Annotated in this window: 16 protein-coding genes; 12 read left to right on the top strand and 4 right to left on the bottom strand. The window is 42.0% G+C overall.

The window, feature by feature from the left end; translation table 11 throughout:
• Nucleotides 1-13: 13 nt before the first annotated feature.
• Both EAE89_RS07560 and ilvY read right to left on the bottom strand, forming a co-directional pair.
• Nucleotides 14-850, bottom strand: a complete 837-nt coding sequence (locus EAE89_RS07560) for an AraC family transcriptional regulator (RefSeq protein WP_054478900.1) — start codon at nucleotides 848-850, stop codon at nucleotides 14-16.
• Nucleotides 851-1,438: 588 nt separating this feature from the next.
• Entirely contained in the window at nucleotides 1,439-2,320 is an 882-nt protein-coding gene (ilvY, locus tag EAE89_RS07555) for an HTH-type transcriptional activator IlvY (protein WP_054478902.1), read from the bottom strand.
• A 190-nt stretch (nucleotides 2,321-2,510) separates the two neighbouring features.
• On the opposite strand from ilvY, the gene ilvC reads away from it, so the two are divergent.
• Entirely contained in the window at nucleotides 2,511-3,989 is a 1,479-nt protein-coding gene (gene ilvC, locus EAE89_RS07550; protein WP_054478903.1) for a ketol-acid reductoisomerase, read from the top strand.
• Nucleotides 3,990-4,176: 187 nt separating this feature from the next.
• Nucleotides 4,177-6,204 carry a DNA helicase Rep gene (gene rep, locus EAE89_RS07545; RefSeq protein WP_149616820.1) on the top strand — a complete coding sequence of 676 codons (2,028 nt, stop codon included), beginning with the start codon at nucleotides 4,177-4,179 and terminating at the stop codon, nucleotides 6,202-6,204.
• A 60-nt stretch (nucleotides 6,205-6,264) separates the two neighbouring features.
• Here the strand turns inward: rep and gppA are convergent, their stop codons facing one another.
• Together gppA and rhlB are read right to left on the bottom strand one after the other, a co-directional pair.
• Nucleotides 6,265-7,767, bottom strand: coding sequence for a guanosine-5'-triphosphate,3'-diphosphate diphosphatase (gene gppA / locus EAE89_RS07540; RefSeq protein ID WP_214085637.1), 1,503 nt, complete (start codon nucleotides 7,765-7,767; stop codon nucleotides 6,265-6,267).
• An 8-nt stretch (nucleotides 7,768-7,775) separates the two neighbouring features.
• Entirely contained in the window at nucleotides 7,776-9,062 is a 1,287-nt protein-coding gene (rhlB, locus tag EAE89_RS07535; RefSeq protein WP_054478907.1) for an ATP-dependent RNA helicase RhlB, read from the bottom strand.
• A 118-nt stretch (nucleotides 9,063-9,180) separates the two neighbouring features.
• Between rhlB and trxA the strand changes: the two genes are divergently transcribed.
• The 10 genes from trxA (at nucleotide 9,181) to rffA (ending at nucleotide 20,016) form a co-directional block, all read left to right on the top strand.
• Entirely contained in the window at nucleotides 9,181-9,507 is a 327-nt protein-coding gene (trxA, locus tag EAE89_RS07530; RefSeq protein WP_054478909.1) for a thioredoxin TrxA, read from the top strand.
• 474 nt (nucleotides 9,508-9,981) lie between these two features.
• On the top strand, nucleotides 9,982-11,241 hold the full coding sequence (rho, locus tag EAE89_RS07525; protein WP_015836218.1) for a transcription termination factor Rho: 1,260 nt from the start codon (nucleotides 9,982-9,984) through the stop codon (nucleotides 11,239-11,241).
• Between the two features lie 291 nt (nucleotides 11,242-11,532).
• Nucleotides 11,533-12,618, top strand: coding sequence for a UDP-N-acetylglucosamine--undecaprenyl-phosphate N-acetylglucosaminephosphotransferase (gene wecA / locus EAE89_RS07520; protein WP_054478911.1), 1,086 nt, complete (start codon nucleotides 11,533-11,535; stop codon nucleotides 12,616-12,618).
• A 26-nt stretch (nucleotides 12,619-12,644) separates the two neighbouring features.
• Complete coding sequence (wzzE, locus tag EAE89_RS07515) at nucleotides 12,645-13,700, top strand: ECA polysaccharide chain length modulation protein (RefSeq protein WP_054478912.1); 1,056 nt, start codon at nucleotides 12,645-12,647, stop codon at nucleotides 13,698-13,700.
• Between the two features lie 126 nt (nucleotides 13,701-13,826).
• Nucleotides 13,827-14,948 carry a non-hydrolyzing UDP-N-acetylglucosamine 2-epimerase gene (gene wecB, locus EAE89_RS07510; RefSeq protein ID WP_054478914.1) on the top strand — a complete coding sequence of 374 codons (1,122 nt, stop codon included), beginning with the start codon at nucleotides 13,827-13,829 and terminating at the stop codon, nucleotides 14,946-14,948.
• 4 nt (nucleotides 14,949-14,952) lie between these two features.
• On the top strand, nucleotides 14,953-16,215 hold the full coding sequence (gene wecC / locus EAE89_RS07505) for a UDP-N-acetyl-D-mannosamine dehydrogenase (RefSeq protein WP_214085627.1): 1,263 nt from the start codon (nucleotides 14,953-14,955) through the stop codon (nucleotides 16,213-16,215).
• The gene (rffG, locus tag EAE89_RS07500) at nucleotides 16,212-17,282 is read left to right on the top strand and encodes a dTDP-glucose 4,6-dehydratase (protein ID WP_149616821.1); all 1,071 of its coding nucleotides are present in this window, start codon (nucleotides 16,212-16,214) and stop codon (nucleotides 17,280-17,282) included. The genes wecC and rffG overlap by 4 nt, the downstream gene beginning before the upstream one ends.
• Nucleotides 17,283-17,299: 17 nt before the next feature.
• Entirely contained in the window at nucleotides 17,300-18,181 is an 882-nt protein-coding gene (rfbA, locus tag EAE89_RS07495) for a glucose-1-phosphate thymidylyltransferase RfbA (RefSeq protein WP_054478920.1), read from the top strand.
• Nucleotides 18,159-18,899: a dTDP-4-amino-4,6-dideoxy-D-galactose acyltransferase gene (rffC, locus tag EAE89_RS07490; protein WP_214085626.1), complete on the top strand. Its 741-nt coding sequence runs from the start codon at nucleotides 18,159-18,161 to the stop codon at nucleotides 18,897-18,899. Before rfbA ends, rffC begins: the two co-directional genes overlap by 23 nt.
• On the top strand, nucleotides 18,886-20,016 hold the full coding sequence (rffA, locus tag EAE89_RS07485; RefSeq protein ID WP_214085636.1) for a dTDP-4-amino-4,6-dideoxygalactose transaminase: 1,131 nt from the start codon (nucleotides 18,886-18,888) through the stop codon (nucleotides 20,014-20,016). The genes rffC and rffA overlap by 14 nt, the downstream gene beginning before the upstream one ends.
• Nucleotide 20,017 lies beyond the last annotated feature (1 nt).

Genomic DNA, 20,017 nt, shown 5'->3' with positions numbered 1-20,017 from the left:
CTTATCAAAAATACTATTTATGCATGACATAGGTATTTTGCTTTGGAAAATTTAATCCTGTTAATGTTGATGAAAAATTGAGTTGTTTTTGTTGTGATTTATTCATACAAGCATTTTTTAACTCAGATGGTCTTAATCCATATAGCATCATACAGGTACGACTGAAATGTGCGCTATCGGAAAACCCGCTATTATTGGCTAATAGAGTAAGAGAATCAGATAAATGTATCTCATCAATAGCATGATGTAGGCGTTTCCATAATAGATAGCTACGGAAATTTGTTCCCATTTTTTCTCGAAATAGATGTAAAAATCGACTTTCAGATAAATAAAGTTGGTTTGATATTTCTCGGGAAGATATACATTTAACCGGCAGTTCAGTGATAAGAGTGGCTGCTTTCATGATCCTTTTATCCTGATAACAATGACAATTTTCTATTTCACCTAAGAGGTTATTTAAGATAAAAATATCTGGAGAGGTTTCTGATTGTAAACAATTAATAAAATAATTTGCTATCAAACTGGATGACTCTTGACTTAAATATATTATATCTGAGTTTCCCATCTGATGTGATAACAAATGGCATAGAGGATTGGCTGGATCTATTAGTAAATTAAAACAGAGTTGTCCTTCTGTGTGTAATTTATGTTTTATATTAGAAGAAATAATAAATCCATGTACTTGTCTGGATTCATTGTCAGTATCAATCCTCATCGGTGAATTATTTGGTGTTACACTTAATTGTATACAAGGGTGGCGATGCCATTCGGTTTTCATATTATAAGAGAAAACTAAATCTTGCAGATGAAACTTATAGAATTTAATAAAATACGGTATTTTATGTAACATGATTTTATCCTTTATTAAATTATTGTGTGTGTTTGAGTTAATTATTTTCTGTGATTACAATAAATTCATGATATTATTTTTTTAATTGAATGCTATTAAATAATTATTATTGGAAACTATATTTTATTGATATTAATAAATGATTATTATGAAATTGAAATTGTTTCCTATGGTATCTTTCAAGAAATAATTTCACTATGGGCAAATATTGTTTTGACATGGCATAGAGAATTTTTCACAGCTATATTTTTAGCTGATGAAATATTCAAAATGCTTTGCTTTTGCTAGTCAATTTTAACAATATTTGAATTTTTCAGTGATAAATAATCATTATCCACTTGATATAGTTATAGATATTTCCTTTAGTAACATAATTAGTGACCAAAAATTTAATGATGAGTCAATATTTCATATAATTATTATTGATTAGTTATAACTTATATTAAACATATTATCATGAAAACTATATGGTTATTTTTTTATATTCTTTGTGAATTATGTCACACCAATCATAAGTATATGAGAATAATGCGGGAAGTGGGTTATATCAGACTTGTAATGAATAAAAATACCTGCTAAGGCTATTCATTATAGCAATCCCCAAAATGCTTTAATCAAGGGTTCATTTAGCCGTTTTCTCTGTACACATATACCCAATTCGAACGGCTTCACCAGAGAAATATTCTCCAGTAAAGATATGCGATTGCGCACTGGTTCAGGACTGTTCTCTACAACTACATTGGGAATTAATGCAATGCCACAACCTAGCGCAACCATAGAAACAATCGCTTCGTGGCCGGATACTGTAGCGTAAATCAATGGGTTATTGATTTGATGGTGGCGGAACCAGTACTCAATGCGCTTACGTGAAGGACCATGTTCCGGCAAAATAAAGGGGATAGTATCCCAGTCAGGGTTCTCTTGCATTACGAGCGTTCGCACAGTACAGGGGAGGGACGGTACAATCAGTATTAGTGGTACTTCACCGATTTTGGTGAAGCTGACATTATCTGGTAGTTTTTCTGGCTTACCAGCGATTCCTAAATCGGCATCATTAGACTGTACTTTATTTACTGCATCTGCAGCATCACCAGTGGTAAGTTTGATTTCAACCAAGGGATGCTCTGCACGGAAACGATCAAGAATCGGTGGCAAGTGACTGTAGGCCGCAGTGACTGAACAAAACAGACGTAATTCGCCACTTAACGATGGGCTTTGTTGATTCAGTGAGTGTTGTAGTTGCTGATATTGTAACAGTATCTGTTGGGCGAATTGTTTAAGTTGCTCTCCAGCGAATGTCAGTTTTACGGTGCGATTATCCCGTAAAAATAATGGATGACCCAGAGTATCTTCAATGCGTTGGATTTGGCGAGATAATGTAGAAGGGCTGACATGCATTGATTTCGCAGTGCGGCCAAAATGACAGCTTTCAGCCAGATGCAGAAACAGTTTGAGATCACGTATGTCCATAATCCGTTTACCTTTTCTTATCCTATAATCAGTATTGCATAAAATGCAATGTAGTATTGTTAATATATCAATTTAAGCAATAGCTTTCATGTCATATATTGAAAATATGTAGATACCTCACTGGGTGAGGAAATATCAAAAATAGTCGCAGCACTTAATTGCTGAACACAACATGACCACGGAGTTACTAATGGCTAATTATTTTAATACGCTGAACTTGCGTCAGCAGTTGGCGCAGTTAGGTAAATGTCGTTTTATGGCACGGGAAGAATTTGTTGATGAGGCAGGATATTTAAAAGGCAAAAAGGTCGTCATCGTCGGTTGTGGTGCGCAGGGGCTGAATCAAGGTCTGAATATGCGTGACTCCGGTTTGGATATCGCTTATGCCCTGCGTAAAGAGGCAATTGAAGAAAAACGTGCTTCATGGCGTAAAGCAACAGAAAATGGTTTTCAAGTTGGTACCTATGAAGAGCTGATCCCGCAGGCTGATTTAGTTATCAACCTGACTCCAGATAAACAACACTCTTCTGTTGTTCATGCAGTTCAACCGTTGATGAAAGAAGGTGCTGCACTAGGTTATTCGCACGGTTTTAATATTGTTGAAGTTGGTGAGCAAATCCGTAAAGACATCACTGTAGTGATGGCAGCACCTAAATGTCCTGGTACTGAAGTTCGTGAAGAGTACAAACGTGGTTTTGGTGTTCCTACCTTGATTGCTGTTCACCCGGAAAACGATCCGAAAGGTAAAGGTATGGCGATTGCTAAAGCATGGGCAGCGGCAACAGGTGGTCATCGTGCCGGCGTTCTGGAATCTTCTTTCGTTGCTGAAGTGAAATCTGACTTGATGGGTGAACAAACCATTTTGTGTGGTATGTTACAAGTAGGGTCATTGCTGTGTTATGACAAGTTGATAGAGGAAGGTGCTGAACCAGGTTATGCCGGAAAGCTGATCCAATTTGGTTGGGAAACCATCACTGAAGCATTGAAACAAGGTGGTATTACTTTGATGATGGATCGCTTGTCTAACCCGGCAAAATTGCGTGCATATGCGTTATCTGAGCAATTGAAAGACATCATGACGCCACTGTTCCAGAAACATATGGATGATATTATTTCTGGTGAATTCTCTTCCGGTATGATGGCGGATTGGGCTAATGATGATAAGAAGCTGTTAGGCTGGCGCGAGGAAACAGGTAACACTCAGTTTGAAAATTCACCGCAATATGATGGTAAAATCGGTGAACAGGAATACTTTGATCACGGTGTTTTGATGGTTGCTATGGTGAAAGCTGGGGTTGAACTGGCATTCGAAGTTATGGTTGATACCGGTATTATTGCAGAATCTGCATATTATGAATCTCTGCATGAATTGCCGCTGATTGCTAATACTATCTCGCGTAAACGTCTGTATGAAATGAACGTGGTTATTTCTGATACAGCAGAATATGGTAACTATTTGTTCTCTCATGTTGCGGTCCCATTGCTGAAAGAAAAGTTCATGAAATCACTACAAGTAGGTGATTTAGGTCAGTCTGTTGCAGAGAGTGGTATTGATAACGCCCAGTTACGTGATGTTAATGAAGCTATTCGTAACCATCCAATTGAGGCTGTTGGTCGTGTGTTACGTGGCTATATGACAGATATGAAACGTATTTCTGTTGGTGATTGATATCAGATTTGAGTTAAAGATAGAGGGAGATAAATCTTCCCTCTTTAAATTTAAAATGTGTTGAGTAACAAGCCATCGTGATTGAGAAAGGTGGCTTGTTGCTTTAAAGAAAACGGCGTTTCCTTCCCCCCTTTCTGCTACAATTCCACCCCCTGAAGTTCTGTCCTGATATAACTCATTAGATACTATGCGATTAAATCCTAGCCAACAACAAGCAGTTGAATTTGTTACCGGCCCCTGTCTGGTCTTGGCGGGGGCTGGTTCCGGCAAAACCAGAGTGATTACGAATAAGATCGCTCATCTTATCCGTATTTGTGGCTATCAGCCTCGTCATATCGCAGCTGTGACTTTTACTAATAAAGCAGCAAGGGAAATGAAAGAGCGTGTAGCACAGACTTTGGGGCGTAAAGAGGCTAAGGGGCTGATGATTTCTACTTTCCATACCTTGGGATTGGAAATCATTAAACGCGAATACAAGGTGCTGGGAATGAAAAGCAATTTCTCACTGTTTGATGAGCAGGATCAAATGGCTTTGCTGAAAGATCTGACAGCTGATTTGTTAGAAGAAGATAAGGAACTGCTACAAAAACTGATTTCTTCCATTTCAAACTGGAAAAATGATCTGCTTTCTCCACAACAAGCAGCGGCATTGGTCCGTTCTGCTCAGGAGCATCAATTTGCTGAATGCTATCACCGTTATGATTTACATCTGGCGAGTTGTAATGTGTTGGATTTTGACGATTTGATTGTCAAACCTACTTTGTTGATGCAGCGTGATGAAGAAGTCAGGGAACGTTGGCAAAACCGTATCCGTTATCTGTTGGTAGACGAATATCAGGACACTAATACTAGTCAATATCAATTGGTTAAATTGCTGGTGGGACAAAGGGCTCGTTTTACTGTGGTGGGTGATGATGACCAGTCGATTTATTCATGGCGCGGAGCAAGGCCACAAAATCTGGTGTTATTGAAACAAGATTTTCCGAAACTTAATGTGATCAAGCTGGAACAAAACTATCGTTCTTCGGGCTGTATTCTGAAAGCAGCTAATATTCTGATCGCCAATAACCCCCATGTATTTGAAAAACGTCTTTTTTCTGAACTGGGGTATGGCGATCCATTGAAAGTGATTACAGCTAATAATGAAGATCATGAGGCGGAAAGAGTTGTCGGAGAGCTGATTGCACATCACTTTATTAATAAAACCCAATATAAAGACTACGCTATTCTCTATCGGGGAAATCACCAATCCCGAGTGTTTGAAAAAATGCTGATGCAAAACCGTATTCCTTACCGGATTTCTGGTGGTACTTCTTTTTTTGCTCGTCCTGAAATTAAGGATCTGCTGGCTTATCTGCGGGTGCTGACTAATCCTGAAGATGACAGTGCATTTCTGCGGATTGTCAATACGCCAAGACGTGAAATTGGTGCGGCTACAGTTCAAAAACTGGGCGAGTGGGCGAATCAACGTAGTAAAAGTCTCTATCAAGCCAGTTTTGATCTTGGTTTGGAACAAAGTCTGACCGGTCGCGGTCTGGTTGCATTGCAGCGTTTTACTCACTGGATGGATGAGATAGCCCGTCAGGTTGAACAGGAACCTTTGCTGGCTGTGCGTGATTTACTGCATGGTATGGATTATGAAAGTTGGTTGTACGAAACATCACCGAGTCCGAAAGCAGCTGAAATGCGGATGAAAAATATTAATCAACTATTTACTTGGATGAGTGAAATGTTGGAAGGTGATGAACTGAATGAACCAATGAATTTACTTCAGGTGGTAGCACGTTTCACATTGCGGGATATGATGGAGCGTGGTGAAGATGGTGAGGAGTTTGATCAGGTTCAATTGATGACTCTGCATGCCTCTAAAGGGCTGGAGTTTCCATATGTATTTCTGGTCGGTATGGAAGAAGGGTTATTACCTCATCAGAGCAGTATTGATGAAGACAATATTGATGAAGAGAGACGGCTGGCTTATGTGGGAATCACCCGTGCACAACGGGAGTTATTCTTCACCTTATGTAAAGAACGTCGTCAATATGGTGAATTGATCCGTCCAGAACCAAGCCGTTTTTTACATGAGTTGCCACAGGATGATTTGCATTGGCCAAAAGATAAAAAAGTGGTGACTGCTGAAGAGAGAATGCAGAAAGGACAATCACGTATTGCAGATATCAAGTCACGTTTAGGGCTTGGGCAGAAAAATAAGCAGTAAAAAATACATATAAGTTCCCTATGTTACAGAGAGACGGCGAAATGTGATTTAGTTCAGATTTTAGCCGCCTAATTCTTGTTCTTGCAAAACAAGCGGCCATTGAACATGGTTTTGCCACTGAATTTCTTGCTGTAAAGACTCCGCTCGTAGAGGATGTTGCATTAGCCAGCCATGAGGTAAGGTGATCATCAATTCTTCCCCCCTCACTTTTAAACGCAGAGCAGAAAAGGTGTCCTCTCGGTGATGACTGGCTAATATAATAGCTAATCGCAATAGACGGCATAAACGTTGGGCCTGTATCAGAGGCAAAGCATTTTGTTGACTGAAGGAAACCGGATCAATTGTGGCACTCTGGTTCTTTAGCAATGTGGCTAATAGCTGTTTTTGTGCGGGAGTATAGCCGGGAAGATCGAGGTAACTGATAAGATAGGCTGCGTGCGATGGAGCCTGATGGAAGTCAACACTCAGGCCAATTTCGTGTATCAGACAAGCACTGAATAATAATTCATGACATCGGCTATCAAGTTCCCAAGGTTTAGCAATCTGTTGTAAGAAGTGTCTAGCCAACTGTTTGACTCGTTGAGATTGCTCAACTTCTAACTGAAAGCGGCGCTGTATATTACGTAAGGTTCTGATGCGAATATCTTGTTCTATCGGTAAATCCAGCATGCCGTAAACAAGACCTTCCCGTAAAGCGCCGCCAGCCAGAGTCATACTTTCAATATTTAATGCCTGGAAAATAGCTATCAGGATAGCAAGACCGCTTGGGAAAACCAGTGCCCGTTCCAGCGTCAATCCTTCGATTTCCAATTCTTCCAGCTTACCGCATTCAATTGCTTTATGTCTGAGTTCCTGGAGTTTTGGCAAAGTAATCAGCTCATCCATACCTTGGGCAATCATGATTTCTTGCAGTGCCTGAACTGTGCCGGAAGCTCCGACGCAAATCTGCCAGCCTTGTTCTATAAGCTTTGAAGCAACAGGTTTCAGCGTTTCATGTGCGGCAGCTTCGGCTTTGGCAAAGTTTTCTTCCGTCAGGCTACGATCATTAAAGTAACATTCAAGCCAAGTAACACAGCCCATGCTCAGGCTGGATAACTGATTAGCCTTTGCTCCATTTCCTGTGATCAGTTCTGTACTTGCACCGCCAATATCGACAACCAAGCGTTTTTCAGGGCCGCCGGTCGTATGAGCAACCCCTTGATAAATAAGCCTAGCTTCGTCTTCGCCACTGATTACTGTAACTGGGCAACCAAGTATTTCTGATGCTTTTTTCACAAACTCACCAGCATTTCCGGCGATACGCAAAGTTGCTGTAGCAACGACGCGGATTTGTGATGGCGGTATATCCTGTAAGCGTTCAGAGAAAACTCTGAGGCATTGCCAACCTCTCTCCATTGCTTGCTGGGATAAATAGTTATTTTTATCCAGTCCGGCGGCTAACCTGACTTTACGTTTGATTCGAGCTAGTATCTGCATACTGCCGGATATTTCACGCACGACCAGCATATGAAAACTGTTTGAACCCAGGTCAATAGCCGCATAGAGAGAAGAGGAACTCAACATCATTTAATTTAACCTGAACGTTTACGGTTATTACGCGGTGTATTGTTACGATGCGACAAATTATTTCGACGCTGATGGTTCCCTGAACGCGAACGATGGCGGCGTTTAGGAACCGGTAAATCTTTCAGCAATGCATTACTGTTATATTTACTGACAGGGATTTGGTGCTGAATATAATTTTCGATTGCTGGCAGGTTCAGAGCATATTCTTCACAGGCCAGGCTGATAGAGTGGCCACTTTCACCTGCACGTCCGGTACGGCCAATGCGGTGAACATAATCTTCGCAGTCATCTGGTAAGTCATAGTTAAAAACATGAGTTACGGATGGAATGTGCAATCCACGAGCTGCCACGTCAGTTGCAACCAGAATATCAATATTGCCCTTGCTGAATTCTTCCAGAATACGTAACCGTTTTTTCTGTGCAACATCACCAGTTAGCAAACCAACGCGATGCCCGTCAGTAGCAAGATGGGCCCAGATATCTTCACAACGATATTTAGTATTGGCGAAAATAATGCAGCGATCGGGCCATTCTTCTTCCAATAACGTTTGAAGCAGACGCATCTTCTCTTCATTAGAAGGATAAAACAGCTCTTCGCGGATACGGTGCCCCGTTTTCTGTAGCGGTTCCACTTCTACATATTCTGCATGATTCATTTGCTCAAATGCCAGTTCTCGGACTCGGTAAGACAGAGTGGCAGAAAACAGCAGGTTCATGCGTTCATTTGCAGGTGGCATCCGACGGAATAGCCAGCGGATATCTTTGATAAAACCCAGATCGTACATACGATCAGCTTCATCAAGCACCATAACCTGAATGGCATTCAGATTAATATGCCCTTGTTTGGTATAGTCGATCAGACGTCCGGTTGTGCCGATGAGAATGTCAACACCGGATTCCAGCACTTTCAGCTGTTTGTCATAACCATCGCCACCATAGGCAAGACCCATCTTTAATCCCGTTGTTTGTGCCAGATCTTCTGCATCAGAGTAAATCTGTACGGCTAGTTCGCGGGTAGGGGCCATAATCAGCGCTCTTGGCTGATTGGTTTGACGCCCCTTTGTTGTGGGATGAGTCAGTAAATAATGAAAAGCAGACGCTAAAAATGCTAGTGTCTTCCCGGTACCAGTTTGCGCTTGCCCCGCGACATCACGACCTTCGACAGTGAAAGGTAATGTCAGTGCCTGTATAGGCGTACAATTAGAAAACCCCTTGTTATCAAGAGCTTCTATGACTCTGGGGTGCAAGGCGAAGTCGGAAAACTTCTTTTCTGTCAAGTGTGTTTTACTCATAGTGTGGTAGAATATCAGTTAACCGTTGTTTTACGGAAGTGTATCCTCTGAAATAAAAGCAACCTTATATCAGTAATGTTACACTAGCATGGTAAAAAATTATTCTTTGGAGTAAAAAATGAGCGATAAAATTATTCATTTGAGTGATGATAGCTTTGATGCTGATGTTCTGAAAGCAGCGGGTCCAGTTCTTGTCGATTTTTGGGCGGCATGGTGTGGTCCATGTAAAATGATTGCACCTATTTTAGATGAAATTGCACCGGAATATTTAGGTAAACTGACGATTGCAAAACTGAACATTGATGATAACCCGGCAACTGCTCCTAAGTATGGTATCCGCGGTATTCCTACGCTACTACTGTTTAAAGACGGTCAGGTAGCAGCCACCAAAGTGGGGGCATTGTCAAAAACTCAGTTGAAAGAATTTTTGGATGCTAATCTCTGATTGAAGTGAGATCACACTAATACCGGACGTTTGGCGTATATCACTATTTATTTCATTGACCGCTAGACGTCCGTAAAGAAGCGTGATAAGTTAGCGCCACTGCTTGTATCACATACCTCATGTTAGAAGTATGTTGCATACTGAACAATCTGTAGTGTCTGATAAGTCTGTTATCTCTGGATAGTCTAAAATATCCAATGGGTTATGCAGGAATAATCTGGTGTATAACTCATTACGTTGAGATAGTTTTTTTATAGAAATCAGTAATGTTTCGGCATTATCTCAACAGCGTTTTTGACAGCCTGTCAGTCTTATTTGAGCTCAATCTTGGTACTTCAAATTATTACCTTTTTATATAAATGATGTATTAAAGGTCTTATTTGTTTTTGTACAAAATAAACAGGCATCGATGACGCTGCCATACTATTCACGTTCATAGTTCGAGATATACCCCGAGTTAAAGAACCCACCATTATGAATCTTACCGAATTAAAGAATACGCCGGTATCTGAACTGATTACACTCGGCGAAAATATGGGGCTGGAAAATCTGGCCCGTATGCGTAAACAAGATATTATCTTCTCTATCCTTAAGCAGCATGCGAAAAGCGGAGAAGATATCTTCGGTGACGGTGTGCTGGAGATATTGCAGGATGGATTTGGATTCCTCCGTTCAGCAGACAGCTCCTACCTTGCCGGTCCCGATGATATCTACGTCTCTCCCAGCCAAATCCGCCGTTTTAACCTCCGTACCGGTGACACAATTTCAGGTAAAATCCGCCCACCTAAAGAAGGTGAGCGCTATTTTGCACTGTTGAAGGTTAACGAAGTTAACTTTGATAAACCAGAAAATGCCCGCAGCAAAATTCTTTTTGAAAACTTAACTCCTTTGCATGCGAATAACCGCTTGCGGATGGAGCGTGGTAATGGTTCCACTGAGGATCTGACGGCTCGTGTTCTGGATCTGGCGGCACCAATTGGTCGCGGACAACGTGGTCTTATTGTTGCTCCACCAAAAGCGGGTAAAACTATGTTGCTGCAAAATATCGCAGCTAACATTGCTCATAATCATCCGGATTGTGTATTGATGGTACTTCTGATTGATGAACGTCCGGAAGAAGTCACTGAAATGCAACGTTTGGTGAAGGGTGAGGTTATTGCTTCTACTTTTGATGAGCCGGCTTCCCGTCACGTTCAGGTGGCAGAGATGGTCATTGAGAAAGCTAAGCGTCTGGTTGAACATAAAAAAGACGTTATTATCCTGCTTGATTCTATTACTCGTCTGGCACGTGCCTATAACACTGTTGTTCCGGCATCCGGTAAGGTACTGACTGGTGGTGTAGATGCTAACGCGTTACATCGTCCAAAACGTTTCTTCGGGGCTGCACGTAATGTAGAAGAGGGTGGAAGCTTGACCATTATTGCTACTGCATTGGTGGATACAGGCTCGAAGATGGATGAAGTGATTTACGAAGAGTTTAAAGGCACTGGTAATATGGAGTTGCACCTCTCACGTAAAATTGCTGAAAAGCGCGTCTTCCCTGCTATCGATTACAACCGTTCCGGTACACGTAAAGAAGAGTTACTTACCACATCTGAAGAGCTACAAAAGATGTGGATTCTTCGCAAAATTATTCACCCAATGGGAGAAATTGATGCGATGGAGTTCCTTATCAATAAATTGGCTATGAGTAAAACAAACGACGATTTCTTTGACATGATGAAACGCTCGTAGTTTTTAACTTGGTTCATGATGATTTTTCAACGCCACAGTTCTGTGGCGTTTTTTGCATCTGGTGCTATAGCACCATATAGATATGGTATGTATTTTGCATGAAACTTATATACTGCCATTTTCCAATAAGCGTCGTAGATTATGATGTAAAGGTTATTAATTTTTCTACAGTAAAGAAAAGTATCCTCACAAAATGGAGAATTTATGGGGTTGGTTCCTGGCCAGAAAAACCATGTGGCTGTGGATGATAAATAACCAGGTTATATTTGTTTTTCACGGAGAGTTTTTATCGTGAATATTCCCAGTATGAGTATTGAAATTTTTTGCATTTTTCTGTTTTCGTTTGCGTTTCTGTTTATGGCGCGTATCGCAGGAAGGAAAATTGGCCTCGTTGATAAACCCAATTATCGCAAGCATCATCAGGGACTAGTGCCTCTGGTTGGTGGGATAACTGTATTTGCTGGTATCTGTTTTGCTTTTGTTATAACAAACGAGTTTATACCTCATAAATGGCCGTACTTAATTTGTGCCACTGTACTGGTATTTGTTGGTGCATTGGATGATCGTTTTGATATCAGCGTTAAGGTCCGGGCAACTATTCAGGCTCTGGTTGGTATTGCAATGATGTATTTTGCTGGCCTGAAATTAAATAGCCTTGGCTATGCTTTTGGTCCTTGGGATATGAATCTTGGGCCATTCAGTTATGTTGTGACGCTATTTGCTGTTTGGGCTGCTATTAATGCATTCAATATGGTTGATGGGATAGATGGACTATTAGGTGGATTATCTTGTGTCTCTTTCGGTGCTTTGGGGATCTTACTGTATCGAAGTGGTAACACGGCACTGGCATTATGGTGTTTTGCATTTATTGCGGCCATTCTTCCTTATATTCTGCTCAATCTTGGTTTCTTAAGCCAACGTTTCAAAGTATTTATGGGTGATGCGGGCAGTACACTGATTGGTTTTACCATTATCTGGCTACTTATTGAATCTACTCAGGGGAATGAACCTTCTGTGAAGCCAGTTACTGCATTGTGGATTATTGCCATTCCCTTAATGGATATGGTTGCCATCATGTACCGTCGCTTGCGTAAAGGAATGAGCCCATTTTCTCCAGATAGACAACATATTCACCACCTGATTATGCGGTCTGGATTTTCATCACGTCAGGCATTTGTTTTGATCACTGTTGCTGCGGCTTTGTTCGCGGCTGCCGGAATGATTGGAGAATGGTTGGAGTTTGTTCCTGAATGGGTAATGTTGGCATTGTTCTTGCTTGCATTTATGTTGTATGGCTATTGCATCAAACGTGCATGGCGGGTGGCTCGTTTCATTAAACGGCAAAAACGTCGTATACGCTATTCTGCTAACCATTAAACATCTATCAACAGAGGTTTTGTGCAGTGATAAAATCAGAAACGAAATCTATTCAAGATCAACAGATTCTGGAGCATGAGCTGGATATCGGAGCCTTGTGTAGTGCTCTATGGCGTGGAAAAATATGGATTGTCGTACTGGCAATAATCTTCGCTGCTATAGCTCTGGGAGCATCTTATCTGATGCAACAAAAATGGAGTGCAACGGCAACCATTGACTTGCCTACGACTAATCATTTGGGTAGTTATTATTCTCGGCAGCAGTTTTTACGCAACTTGGATACTCACATTAACGTTTCACAGGAAACTCAGTTACCGTCTATTCCAGAAGAAGCTTATAAAGAACTTGTCACTCAGCTCGCGGCATATGATACCCGCCGTGAATTTTGGTTAAAGTCTGATTACTACAAGCAACATAAGGAGGGTGATGCCAGAGCAGATGCAGCTTTACTGGATGAGTTAATCAATAATATTCAGTTCATTCCTCATGATGATAAAAAAGTGCTGAATGACAGTATCAAACTGACAGCAGAATCTTCTGTACAAGCAAATCAACTCTTACGCCAATACATTGCTTTTGCTAACAGTCGCGCGAGTACTCATTTGAATAATGAAGTAAAAGGTGCATGGGCTATCCGTACTCAATCTATGAACGCATTGGTTAAGCGGCAAGAAATAGTTGCTAAAGCGGTTTATAACCGTGAAATGAATGTGTTGCAACAATCCTTGAAGATTGCAGAAAAGCAGGGGATTCGGCGCAATCAAACTGACACACCGATAGATCAGTTGCCTGATTCAAAAATGTTTATGCTAGGTGCGCCGTTGTTACAGGCTCAGCTTGAAACTTTGGAAGCAACGGGTCCTGATTATGATGTGGACTATGACCAGAATATTGCGATGTTAGCGACATTGAATGTTCACCCGATATTGCAGGATCAATTCCAGACTTATCGTTATCTGAGAACCCCTGAAGAGCCTGTTACCAGAGACAGTCCACGTAGAATGTTTATTGTCATCATGTGGGGCGCGGTTGGCACTTTAGTTGGTGCCGGAATAGCACTGGTACGGCGTTCGCGTAAGTAACCAAATAGTTATAGAAGTGACTGCTTTTGAAAAATATTTTTCGCAACTCCAGAAGCAGAAATAAATAGTATTAAAGAGTGTTTTTGCAGGAAGATCTGCAAGTTACTGACCAATAAGAGAGTCACTGTGAAAGTGTTGACTGTGTTTGGTACCCGGCCAGAAGCCATCAAGATGGCTCCGCTGGTACATGCGCTGGCAAAGGATGAAGCCTTCGAAGCGAAAGTATGTGTCACTGCCCAACACCGGGAAATGTTGGATCAGGTATTACATCTTTTTGAGATTACTCCCGATTTTGATCTCAATATTATGAAATCAGGGCAAGATTTAACGGATATTACGTGTCGTATTCTGGAGGGATTAAAGCCTGTTTTGGCCGAATTTAAGCCTGATGTTGTGTTGGTTCACGGTGATACAACAACAACTATGGCAACCAGTTTAGCTGCGTTCTACCAGCGTGTCCCTGTCGGTCATATTGAAGCTGGACTGAGAACCGGCGATCTCTATTCCCCTTGGCCAGAAGAGGCAAACCGTAAGATTGCTGGGCACTTGGCAATGTACCATTTCGCTCCGACGGAAAACTCTCGTAAGAATTTGCAGAAAGAATCGATTGCAGATAATCAGGTTTTTGTCACGGGTAATACCGTGATTGATGCGTTGTTGTGGGTACGCGATCGAATAATGAATGACGAGATTATGCGGAGTAAGTTGGCGGAACACTACCCGTTTATTGATACCAATAAAAAAATGATTCTGGTAACAGGCCATCGTCGTGAAAGTTTTGGTGGTGGATTTGAACGAATTTGCGAAGCTTTGGCACAGATAGCCCGTACTCATCCAGAAGTTCAGGTAGTTTATCCGGTTCATTTGAACCCAAATGTTTGTGAGCCGGTAAAGCGCATTTTGCATAATATAGATAATATCATGCTTATAAAACCACAGGATTATTTGCCATTCGTCTATCTGATGAACCATTCCTATATGATCCTGACGGATTCTGGTGGCATTCAGGAAGAGGCTCCTTCTTTGGGAAAGCCGGTTTTAGTGATGCGTAATACTACTGAGCGGCCAGAAGCGGTGGATGCCGGAACGGTACGGCTGGTAGGAACAGACACAAGAACTATCGTAGAAGAGGTGACACGATTGTTGACAGACGATGTTGCCTATCAGCAAATGAGTCGTGCTCATAATCCTTACGGGGATGGTGATGCCTGTCAACGTATTCTCGATGCTTTGAAAAAAATCAGGTGACATTATGAGTTTTGAAACTATTTCTGTTATCGGTCTTGGGTATATCGGCTTACCCACTGCGGCAGCGTTTGCATCCCGTAATAAGAAAGTCATAGGCGTCGATGTTAATCAGCACGCGGTGGAAACGATTAATCGTGGCGCAATTCATATTGTAGAACCGGATCTGGACAAGGTGGTGAAAACGGCTGTGGAAGAGGGTTACCTAAAAGCAGTGACTTCTCCGTTACCAGCAGATGCTTTTTTGATAGCTGTTCCAACTCCTTTTAAAGGGGATCATGAACCGGATATGAAGTATGTGTGTTCTGCAGCTGAATCAGTGGCGCCCATTCTGAAAAAAGGCGATCTGGTGATTTTAGAATCTACTTCACCAGTAGGTGCGACGGAACAGATGGCAGAATGGTTGGCAGCGACGCGTCCCGATTTGACTTTTCCTCAGCAGGTAGGTGAGGAATCTGATATTGATATTGCTTACTGCCCTGAACGCGTGTTACCAGGCCAGGTTATGGTTGAATTGATTAAGAATGACCGTGTTGTTGGCGGCATGACACAAAAATCTTCAGCCAGAGCCAGCGAGCTGTATAAAATTTTCCTTGAAGGTGAATGTGTTATCACTAACTCAAGGACAGCAGAAATGTGTAAGCTGACAGAAAATAGCTTTCGAGATGTAAACATTGCATTTGCTAACGAACTTTCCCTGATTTGTGCTGATCAAGGTATTGATGTGTGGGAACTTATCAGTTTGGCAAACCGCCATCCCCGAGTAAATATTCTTCAGCCAGGGCCTGGTGTGGGTGGTCACTGTATTGCTGTTGATCCGTGGTTCATTGTTTCCCAAAACCCGGAACAATCACGTCTTATACATACAGCACGTTTGGTTAATGATGGAAAGCCCTTGTGGGTTGTGGATCAAGTAAAAGCCGCTGTTGCGGACTGTTTGGCTGAAAGTGGAAAACGCGCTGGAGAAGTGAAAATTGCTTGTTTGGGTTTGGCGTTTAAACCAAATATTGATGATTTACGTGAAAGCCCAGCTGTGCATATCACCCGTATTATTGCGCAATGGCATGCAGGTGAGACATTGGTTGTAGAACCTAATGTTCATGAATTACCCGCTTATTTAAAGGAAATAGTTCAACTGGTTAACTTGGAGAAAGCTTTGGAAGAAGCCGATATCCTGTTGATGCTGGTGGACCATAATCAGTTTAAAGCGGTAAATGGTTATGACATTAAACAGAAATGGATTGTGGATACAAAAGGAGTCTGGCGTTGAGACGTATTCTAATCACAGGTGGAGCGGGTTTTATTGGTTCTGCTGTTGTGCGACATGTTATTGATAATACAGAAGACAGTGTAGTTGTGGTTGATAGCTTAACTTATGCTGGCAATCTAGAATCTCTTGCCTCGGTTGCGGATAGCTCACGCTATGCTTTTGAACAGGTTAATATTTGCCAGCGTGAAGCGCTGGACCGGGTGTTTGAGCAGTATCAACCGGATTGTGTGATGCATCTGGCGGCAGAAAGTCATGTGGATCGCTCTATTGATGGCCCTGCGGCCTTTGTCGAAACGAACATTGTTGGTACTTATGTTTTGCTAGAAGTTGCTCGAGCTTTCTGGCAAAAATTGAGTAAAGAGAAACAGGCCGCTTTCCGTTTTCATCATATTTCAACAGATGAAGTGTATGGTGATTTACATGGTGAGGATGGTTTCTTTACCGAAGAAACACCTTATGCACCAAGCAGCCCATATTCAGCGTCCAAGGCATCTAGTGACCATCTGGTAAGAGCATGGCACCGAACTTATGGTTTGCCGACAATTATCACTAATTGTTCAAATAATTATGGTCCTTACCACTTCCCGGAAAAATTGATACCGTTGGTGATTTTGAACGCATTAGCGGGCAAGTCCCTGCCAGTATATGGCGAAGGGAAGCAAATTCGTGATTGGCTGTATGTGGAAGATCATGCTAGGGCGCTTTATCTTGTTGTAACAACAGCAGAACCGGGTAAAACCTACAATATCGGCGGTCATAATGAACGAAAAAATATTGATGTGGTTTGCGCAATTTGTGAATTGCTGGAAGAGTTTTGCCCAGAGAAGCCAGCAAATATTGCTCATTATCGTGATTTGATTACTTATGTTACAGATCGTCCTGGTCATGATATGCGCTATGCCATTGATGCGGCGAAAATTGAGCATGAGTTGGGCTGGAAGCCCCAAGAAACTTTTGAATCAGGTATTCGTAAAACAGTTCAATGGTATCTGGAAAATGAAAACTGGTGGCGCAGAGTTCAGGATGGTTCTTATGCTGGTGAGCGTCTTGGATTAGGTAAAGACTGAGCTACTTTGGAGGTAACATGAAAGGCATTATTCTGGCAGGAGGATCGGGTACTCGGTTGCATCCGATAACACGAGGTGTTTCCAAGCAATTACTGCCGATTTATGACAAACCGATGATTTATTATCCTTTGTCAGTACTGATGCTGGCAGGGATACGCGATGTTTTGATTATCTCCACACCAGAAGATTTACCTTCTTTCCACCGACTACTTGGCAATGGTGATAAATTTGGTATTCGTTTGAGCTATGCAGAACAGCCATCACCGGATGGTTTAGCTCAGGCATTTCTGATTGGTGAAGAGTTCATCAACGGCGAATCCTGTTGCTTGGTATTGGGAGACAATGTCTACTTTGGGCAAGCATTCAGTCCGAAACTGAAGAGTGTCGTTTCCCGTGGAAATGGCGCGACTATTTTTGGTTATCAGGTAATGGACCCTGAGCGATTTGGTGTGGTGGAGTTTGATGACGAGTTTCATGTTCTTTCCATTGAAGAAAAACCAGAAAAACCAAAATCTAACTGGGCAGTAACAGGTCTCTATTTCTATGATAATCAGGTTGTGGACTTTGCCAAACAGGTGAAGCCTTCTGCCCGAGGTGAATTAGAAATTACCAGTATTAACCAGATGTATCTGGATCGTGGTGAACTGAATATTGAACTGTTAGGGCGCGGTTTTGCTTGGTTGGATACCGGCACGCACGATAGTCTGATTGAGGCCAGCACTTTTGTGCAGACTGTTGAGAAGCGTCAGGGTTTTAAAGTCGCCTGTCTTGAAGAAATTGCCTGGCGTAATGGTTGGTTAGATGATGATCACTTAAGAGAAACAGCAAAATCTTTGTCAAAAACTGGTTACGGCCAATATCTGTTGGATCTGCTCCATGTCCGTTCGCGCCAATATTGAACCATTAGAGTGGGATAGCCATTATTTTGGATTCTCCACTGCTCGTCTTGATTTTACACCTGATTCCAAGTTGTTAACTTTATCTCAGTTAGAACAATATTCTTTAGTGCAGGCTAAAGTGCCAGTACAACGGCCAGACATTATTGATGGATTATCGGCATTGGGTTTTTCGCTGGTGGAAGGGGAAGTAGATTTCTCATTAATGATTGGCACAAAAAATGCTTATACTACGAATTGTAGTGATAATCCTGAGACGGAGATGATATCGGCAACACAGCAAGATATTCCCATGTTGAAAGAAGTGGCTTCTAAAGTATTTTCTTCAAGCCGTTTCCGTACCCCTTGGTATCAGCCGCAGGATAGTGGTCGTTTCTATGCTACCTGGGTTGAAAAAGCGGTGTTGGGTACATTTGATCATCAATGTTTACTGGTAAATGGAGATAATGGGCAACCCGCAGGGTTTGTTACTTTGCGGGAGTTAGAGAAAGGCCAGTCCCGCATGGGATTGCTGGCGGTGTTTCCAGGAAATACCGGTTGTGGAATTGGTTCAAAATTAATGTCGACGGCGCAACAGTGGTGCCAGTACCATCAAATACAACGATTAAGAATCGCGACACAAACCAGCAATATCGCTGCTTTGCGTCTTTATAAACGCAGTGGTGCATTTGTTGAAAGCACTGCTTATTGGTTATACCGGGGGCGAAATGATTCCATTTAACAGACCGCCAGTAGTCGGCACTGAATTAGATTATATGAAGCAGGCAATAGCGAGCGGTAAGCTTTGCGGGGATGGTGGTTTTACCAAACGTTGTGAAGAGTGGATGGAACAACATTTCAATTGCTTGAAAGCTCTATTGACACCATCCTGCACAGCTTCGCTAGAAATGGCGGCTATTTTGCTAAATATTCAGCCCGGTGATGAGGTTATCATGCCGAGTTTCACTTTCGTTTCTACTTCGAACGCATTTGTACTGCGGGGAGCAACGATTGTTTTTGTGGATATCCGTCCGGATACCATGAATATTGATGAAACTAAAATCGAAGCAGCGATTACAGACAGAACACGTGCGATTGTTCCTGTTCATTACGCGGGTGTGGCTTGTGAAATGGATGCAATCATGGCCCTAGCAGAGAAATATAATCTGTTTGTAGTGGAAGATGCAGCACAGGGCGTAATGTCCACTTATAAAGGCCGCGCATTGGGAACTCTTGGACACATCGGTTGTTACAGTTTCCATGAAACCAAGAACTATTCTTCTGGTGGTGAAGGTGGTGCAATACTTATTAATGACAAGTCACGGATCTCCCGTGCGGAAATTGTCCGTGAAAAAGGTACTAACCGCAGCCAGTTTTTCCGTGGTCAGGTCGATAAATATACCTGGCGTGATATTGGTTCCAGTTATCTGATGTCAGAACTTCAGGCTGCTTATTTGTGGGCACAACTTGAAGCTGCTGAGAAAATCAATGAACGCCGTCTTGCCTTGTGGGATACCTATTATCAAGCGTTAAAACCTTTGGCTGATGTTGGTCGTCTGACATTGCCTGTAATACCTGAAGGATTGGAGCATAATGCCCATATGTTCTATATCAAGCTGAAAGATATTGGGGAACGCTCTGCATTCAATAGCTATATGAACGATGCAGGTGTACTAACGGTATTCCATTATGTTTCTCTGCACAGTAGCCCAGGTGGTGAGAAATTTGGTCACTTCCATGGAGAAGATCGCTTCACTACTAGTGAAAGTGAGCGCTTGGTACGTTTGCCAATGTTTTACAACATAACAGAGACTGAGCAACAAGCTGTTATCAAACATATCAAGGAATTCTTTGCCTGAT

The organism is Photorhabdus heterorhabditis, from assembly GCF_018448905.1.
Taxonomy (GTDB): domain Bacteria; phylum Pseudomonadota; class Gammaproteobacteria; order Enterobacterales; family Enterobacteriaceae; genus Photorhabdus; species Photorhabdus heterorhabditis.
Note: the sequence above shows the minus strand (reverse complement) of the source record. Positions and strands in the feature narration are given on the sequence as shown.

Bases quoted from the DNA above. Each gene is read 5' to 3' on its own strand.
- EAE89_RS07560 (WP_054478900.1), bottom strand. From the start codon at position 850: ATGTTACATAAAATACCGTATTTTATTAAATTCTATAAGTTTCATCTG.
- ilvY (WP_054478902.1), bottom strand. From the start codon at position 2,320: ATGGACATACGTGATCTCAAACTGTTTCTGCATCTGGCTGAAAGCTGT.
- ilvC (WP_054478903.1), top strand. From the start codon at position 2,511: ATGGCTAATTATTTTAATACGCTGAACTTGCGTCAGCAGTTGGCGCAG.
- rep (WP_149616820.1), top strand. From the start codon at position 4,177: ATGCGATTAAATCCTAGCCAACAACAAGCAGTTGAATTTGTTACCGGC.
- gppA (WP_214085637.1), bottom strand. From the start codon at position 7,767: ATGTTGAGTTCCTCTTCTCTCTATGCGGCTATTGACCTGGGTTCAAAC.
- rhlB (WP_054478907.1), bottom strand. From the start codon at position 9,062: ATGAGTAAAACACACTTGACAGAAAAGAAGTTTTCCGACTTCGCCTTG.
- trxA (WP_054478909.1), top strand. From the start codon at position 9,181: ATGAGCGATAAAATTATTCATTTGAGTGATGATAGCTTTGATGCTGAT.
- rho (WP_015836218.1), top strand. From the start codon at position 9,982: ATGAATCTTACCGAATTAAAGAATACGCCGGTATCTGAACTGATTACA.
- wecC (WP_214085627.1), top strand. From the start codon at position 14,953: ATGAGTTTTGAAACTATTTCTGTTATCGGTCTTGGGTATATCGGCTTA.
- rfbA (WP_054478920.1), top strand. From the start codon at position 17,300: ATGAAAGGCATTATTCTGGCAGGAGGATCGGGTACTCGGTTGCATCCG.
- rffC (WP_214085626.1), top strand. From the start codon at position 18,159: ATGTCCGTTCGCGCCAATATTGAACCATTAGAGTGGGATAGCCATTAT.
- rffA (WP_214085636.1), top strand. From the start codon at position 18,886: ATGATTCCATTTAACAGACCGCCAGTAGTCGGCACTGAATTAGATTAT.